Consider the following 5467-nt stretch of genomic DNA (forward strand, 5'->3'; position numbering starts at 1 on the left):
CGAGGAGGCCCGCGAGGCCGCCGACGCCCACCGGGCGGAGGCCGCCGCGCAGGCCGAGCGGACGCTGGCCGAGGCGACGGCGGAGGCGGAGCGGCTGCGGGGCGACGCCGACGCGGCCCTGGAGACCGCCCGCGAGGAGGCGGAGCGGCTCACCGACGAGGCCCGTGAGGCGGCGAACGCCCGTCGTGCGGAGGCCGCCGCGCAGGCGGACACCCTCGTCGCCGAGGCGACGGCGGAGGCCGACCGGATGGCCACCGAGGCCGCCGAGGCCCTCGCGGCCGCCCAGGAGAACGCCAACAGCACCCGGGCCGACTCCGCGAAGATCAAGGCCGACGCGGTCCTGGAGGCGGAACGGACGCGGGCCGAGGCCCGGGCCGAGGCCGAGCGGACCGTCGACGAGGCGCGGGACGCCGGCGCCAAGCGGCTGGCGGACGCCGCCGAGCAGGCGGACGCGCTGATCGCCAAGGCGCAGGAGGAGGCCGTCCGGGCCGCCACTGCGGCCGAGGAGCAGGCCGACGCCATGGTGGGCGCGGCCCGCAAGGAGGCCGAGCGGATCGTCAAGGAGGCCACCGGCGAGGGCAACGCGGTGGTCGAGCGGGCCCGTACGGACGCCAACACCCTGCTGGCCGAGGCCCGTGGGGACGCCACCGCCATAAGGGACCGGGCCGAGGAGCTGCGCTCCCGGCTGGAGGGCGAGGTCGAGGAGCTGCACGAGCGGGCCCGCCGGGAGGCGGCCGAGGCGATGCAGTCCGCGGGCGAGCGTTGCGACAAGCTCGTCGCGGCGGCCACCGAGCAGCTGACGAACGCCGAGGAGAAGGCGGAGAAGCTGATCTCGGACGCCCAGAGCGAGGCCAGCAAGGTGCGGATCACGGCCGTGAAGAAGGCGGACGCGCTGATCAAGGAGGCGGAGCAGAAGAAGTCCGCCGCGGTACGCGAGGCCGAGCGCCTGCGCACCGAGGCTCGGGAGGAGTCGGCGCGTCTTCTGGAGGAGGGCAAGCGGGAGTTGGAGGTCCTGGTCCGTCGTCGCGAGGACATTCAGGCCGAGATTTCCCGTGTCCAGGACGTGCTGGAGGCGTTGGAATCATTTGAGGCCCCCGGGGCAGGCGGCTCCAAGGAGGGCGGGGTGAAGGCGGCGGCCGGTGCCGGCGCAACTCGATCGGGTGGCAAGCAGTCACAGAAGTAACACTCAATCGAGGGGCCGGTTTCCGGATTCCCCAACTGTCTACTTCCATCTGCTCGATGAGACGCCGCTCACGCCCCTAGGATTCCTCTATCACCTCACCGGTCTCTTATGACAGGAACCCCATGAGCGACACTTCCTCCCCCTTCGGCTTCGAGTTGGTGCGGCGTGGATACGACCGCGGCCAGGTGGACGACCGCATTACCAAGCTCGTAGCGGACCGTGACAGCGCACTGGCACGGATCACTTCGCTGGAAAAGCGCATCGAGGAGCTCCACCTCGAAACGCAGAACGCTCAGGCACAGATCAATGACGCGGAGCCGTCCTACGCGGGCCTCGGCGCGCGCGTGGAAAAGATTCTCCGGCTCGCCGAGGAAGAGGCCAAGGACCTGCGGGAAGAGGCCCGGCGCGCTGCCGAGCAGCACCGCGAGCTGGCCGAGTCGGCCGCGCAGCAGGTGCGCAACGACGCCGAGTCGTTCGCCGCCGACCGCAAGGCCAAGGCGGAGGACGAGGGCGCGCGGATCGTCGAGAAGGCCAAGGGGGACGCGGCCACGCTGCGTGCCGAGGCGCAGAAGGACGCGCAGTCCAAGCGCGAGGAGGCGGACGCCCTCTTCGAGGAGACCCGCGCCAAGGCCGCCCAGGCCGCGGCCGACTTCGAGACGAACCTGGCCAAGCGCCGCGAGCAGTCCGAGCGCGACCTGGCCTCCCGTCAGGCCAAGGCCGAGAAGCGGCTGGCGGAGATCGAGCACCGCGCCGAGCAGCTGCGCCTGGAGGCGGAGAAGCTGCGCACGGACGCGGAGCGCCGGGCCCGGCAGACGGTGGAGACCGCGCAGCGCCAGGCCGAGGACATCGTGGCCGACGCCAACGCCAAGGCGGACCGCATCCGCAGCGAGTCCGAGCGGGAGCTGGCGGCGCTGACCAACCGCCGCGACAGCATCAACGCCCAGCTGACCAACGTCCGCGAGATGCTGGCCACGCTGACCGGTGCGGCCGTGGCCGCGGCCGGGGTGCCGGGTGACGACGAGCCGATCACGCGCGGCGTCCCGGCCCAGCAGAGCCGCTGACGCGGCGCGGTCCGTACGCCGCTCGTTCGGGGGATCCTGTGCCCGGCGCGCCGCGCGCCACCTCCTGTGGCCGGCGGCGCGCCGAGTGCTTTCCGCTTCCGGTCCGGAGTCTGCGCCACCGGTGGCGGGCCGCCGGAGGCGCCCTTACCGTGGCGTAATGATCGAGCTGGCGGATCTGACCAAGGACTACGGCGACGTGCGTGCCGTGGACCACCTCACGTTCACCGTGCGCCCCGGCATCGTCACCGGCTTCCTCGGCCCCAATGGCGCCGGGAAGTCCACCACCATGCGGATGATGCTCGGCCTGGACCATCCGACCGGTGGCACGGTCCGCATCGACGGCAGGCACTACCGCCAGTTGCGGGACCCGTTGAAGACCGTCGGCGCCCTGCTGGACGCCAAGTCGATGCACGGCGGCCGCAGCGCCTTCAACCACCTGCTGTGCCTGGCGCAGAGCAACGGCATCCCGCGGGCGCGGGTGCGCGAGGTGCTGGACACCGTGGGGCTGACGTCGGTGGCGAGGAAGCGTTCGAAGGGCTTCTCGCTCGGCATGGGGCAGCGCCTGGGCATCGCGGCGGCGCTGCTGGGCGACCCGCAGATCCTCATGTTCGACGAGCCGGTCAACGGGCTCGACCCCGAGGGCATCCACTGGATCCGCAACCTGATGAAGAACCTGGCCGCCCAGGGCCGTACGGTCTTCGTCTCCTCCCACCTGATGAGCGAGATGGCGCTGACCGCCGACCACCTGGTGGTCATCGGCCAGGGCCGGCTGCTCGCCGACACGAGCATGGCCGGTTTCATCAGGGAGAACTCCCGGTCGTTCGTGCGGATGCGCTCCCCCGGTCACGAACGGCTGCGGGACGTGCTGCACGGCGCCGGCATCGACTTCGTGCCCCGCAGCGACGGGGCGCTGGAGGTCGAGGGCGAGGACGCCGAGCACCTGGGGGAGCTCGCGGCCCGGCACCGGATCGTGCTGCACGAGCTGAGCCCGCAGCAGGCGTCGCTGGAGGAGGCGTTCATGAGGCTCACCGCCGGGGCGGTGGAGTACCACGCGCACGACGACCACCAGCCGCCGGCGGCCGCCGCGCCCGAGGCCGCCTGGGGCGCCGGCTGGCGGAAGAGCCCGGGGAAGAAGGGGGCCTGAGCGATGGCGGTGGTGACGCAGGCCCTCCGGTCGGAGTGGACGAAGATCAAATCGGTGCGTTCGACGGTGTGGACGCTCGGGATCGCGGTGGTGGTGACCGTGGCGCTCGGCGCGCTGATCAGCGCCCTGAGCAAGAGGGACTTCGACGCGCTCCCCCCGAAAGACAAGATCCAATTCGATCCCACGTTCATCAGCTTCGCGGGTATGGGTCTCGGCCAGCTGGCGTTGATCGTTTTCGGGGTGCTGGTCGTTTCCAACGAATACAGCACCGGAATGATCCGCACTTCCCTGGCGGCCGTTCCCCAGCGCGGCACCTTTCTCTTCAGCAAGATCACCATTGCCACGCTGCTCGCATTCGCCGTCGGCATGCTCACGAGCTTTGTGGCGTTCTTCGTCGGCCAGGCGATGCTCGGCAGCCACAAGGCCCACCTCGGAGATCCCGGAGTGCTGCGCGCGGTGGTCGGCGGCGGGCTCTACATGACGGCGATCACGGTGTTCTCGATGGGCGTCGCCACGATGCTGCGCAGCCCGATGCTCTCGCTCGGCATTCTCATGCCGTTCTTCTTCCTCATTTCGGCCATCCTCGGCAATGTCCCGGCCACGAAGAAGGTGGGGCAGTACCTTCCCGACCAGGCCGGGCAGAAGGTGATGCAGGTCGTCACGTTCGGCGACGACGCGCCCTACGGCCCCTGGGGCGGGTTCGCGATCATGGCCTTGTGGGTGGTGGCGGCGCTGATCGGCGGATACGCGCTGCTCAGGAGGCGGGACGCCTAGCGCAGGGCCGTCCCGCGCACGACCGGAAGGCACCCGCGACGTCCCCCGAGGACGCCCTTCCGCTCCGCGGTGTCCGTCACAACCCGTGCATATCGGGAACCGTCAACCCCTCGTCTATCCTCCTAACCCTTACGGGGGCGTTCGCCCTGACCGAGCTCGCTAGGGGCGAAGAATGATCGAGGCAGTCGGTCTGACGAAGCGCTACGGCGCCAAGACGGCCGTGCACAACCTGACGTTCCAGGTCCGGCCGGGTGCCGTGACCGGCTTCCTGGGGCCCAACGGCTCCGGCAAGTCGACCACCATGCGCATGATCCTCGGCCTGGACATGCCCTCGGCCGGCCGGGTCACGATCGCCGGACAGCCCTTCCACAAGCTGCCGAACGCCCCGCGCCAGGTCGGCGCCCTGCTCGACGCCAAGGCGGTGCACGGCGGCCGCAGCGCCCGTCAGCACCTGCTCTCCCTCGCCCAGCTCTCCGGCATCCCGGCCCGCCGCGTCGACGAGGTCCTCGGCGTCGTCGGCCTCCAGGACGTGGCGCGCAGGCGCTCCAAGGGCTTCTCGCTCGGCATGGGCCAGCGCCTCGGCATCGCCGCGGCGCTCCTCGGCGACCCGCAGGTGCTGCTGTTCGACGAGCCGGTCAACGGCCTCGACCCCGAGGGCATCCTCTGGGTCCGCAACCTCATGAAGCGGCTGGCGGCGGAGGGCCGTACGGTCTTCGTCTCCTCCCACCTGATGAGCGAGATGGCGCTGACCGCCGACCACCTGATCGTCATCGGGCGCGGGCAGCTCATGGCCGACATGAGCGTCAAGGACTTCATCTCCGCGAACTCCGCGGACTTCGCCCGCGTCCGGACGCCCGAGGGCGAGCCGGAGGGGCGCGAGAAGCTCACGGCGGCGCTCGTCGGGGCCGGCGCCCAGGTCCTCTCCGAGCCGGACGGCGCGCTGCGCGTGACCGGTCTGCCGCTGCCGCGCATCAGCGACCTCGCGCACGGCGAGGACGTCCGCCTGTGGGAGCTCTCCCCGCACCAGGCGTCGCTGGAGGAGGCGTACATGCGCATGACGCAGGGCGCGGTCGACTACCGCTCGACGACGGACCAGCGCGCCGGCCTGCAGGCGCCCGCCCCCGCCCCCACGGGCTGGCAGCAGCCCCCCGCGCTCCCCCAGGGCTGGCCGGAGCAGGCGTACCCCGTCCTGCCGGGCGAGCAGCCGAACCCCTACGCCGCCGCCCCGCAGCAGCCGGCGCCGGGCGCGCCGGCCACGGCACCGCACCCGTACCAGGCCGCGCCCGCGCCCCAGGCCGGCGCTGC

5 protein-coding genes are annotated in these 5467 nt (G+C 71.8%); all 5 read left to right on the forward strand.

Annotated features, from left to right (window positions below):
* Positions 1-1183 (forward strand): polarized growth protein Scy-related protein (locus LE181_RS20245; protein ID WP_505016586.1); only part of this gene is annotated, 1183 nt, incomplete at its 5' end.
* Positions 1184-1305: 122 nt separating this feature from the next.
* Positions 1306-2244 carry a coiled-coil domain-containing protein gene (locus LE181_RS20250; protein ID WP_190109829.1) on the forward strand — a complete coding sequence of 313 codons (939 nt, stop codon included), beginning with the start codon at positions 1306-1308 and terminating at the stop codon, positions 2242-2244.
* 157 nt (positions 2245-2401) lie between these two features.
* Positions 2402-3388, forward strand: coding sequence for an ATP-binding cassette domain-containing protein (locus LE181_RS20255; RefSeq protein ID WP_225662729.1), 987 nt, complete (start codon positions 2402-2404; stop codon positions 3386-3388).
* 3 nt (positions 3389-3391) lie between these two features.
* The gene (locus tag LE181_RS20260; protein ID WP_225662730.1) at positions 3392-4162 is read left to right on the forward strand and encodes an ABC transporter permease; all 771 of its coding nucleotides are present in this window, start codon (positions 3392-3394) and stop codon (positions 4160-4162) included.
* 172 nt (positions 4163-4334) lie between these two features.
* Positions 4335-5467 (forward strand): ABC transporter ATP-binding protein (locus tag LE181_RS20265; protein ID WP_225662731.1); only part of this gene is annotated, 1133 nt, incomplete at its 3' end.

The organism is Streptomyces sichuanensis (assembly GCF_020328095.1).
GTDB lineage: Bacteria > Actinomycetota > Actinomycetes > Streptomycetales > Streptomycetaceae > Streptomyces > Streptomyces cinnamoneus.

Excerpts from the sequence above, each read along its gene's own strand:
- LE181_RS20250 (WP_190109829.1), top strand. The coding sequence starts at position 1,306 with ATGAGCGACACTTCCTCCCCCTTCGGCTTCGAGTTGGTGCGGCGTGGA.
- LE181_RS20255 (WP_225662729.1), top strand. The coding sequence starts at position 2,402 with ATGATCGAGCTGGCGGATCTGACCAAGGACTACGGCGACGTGCGTGCC.
- LE181_RS20260 (WP_225662730.1), top strand. The coding sequence starts at position 3,392 with ATGGCGGTGGTGACGCAGGCCCTCCGGTCGGAGTGGACGAAGATCAAA.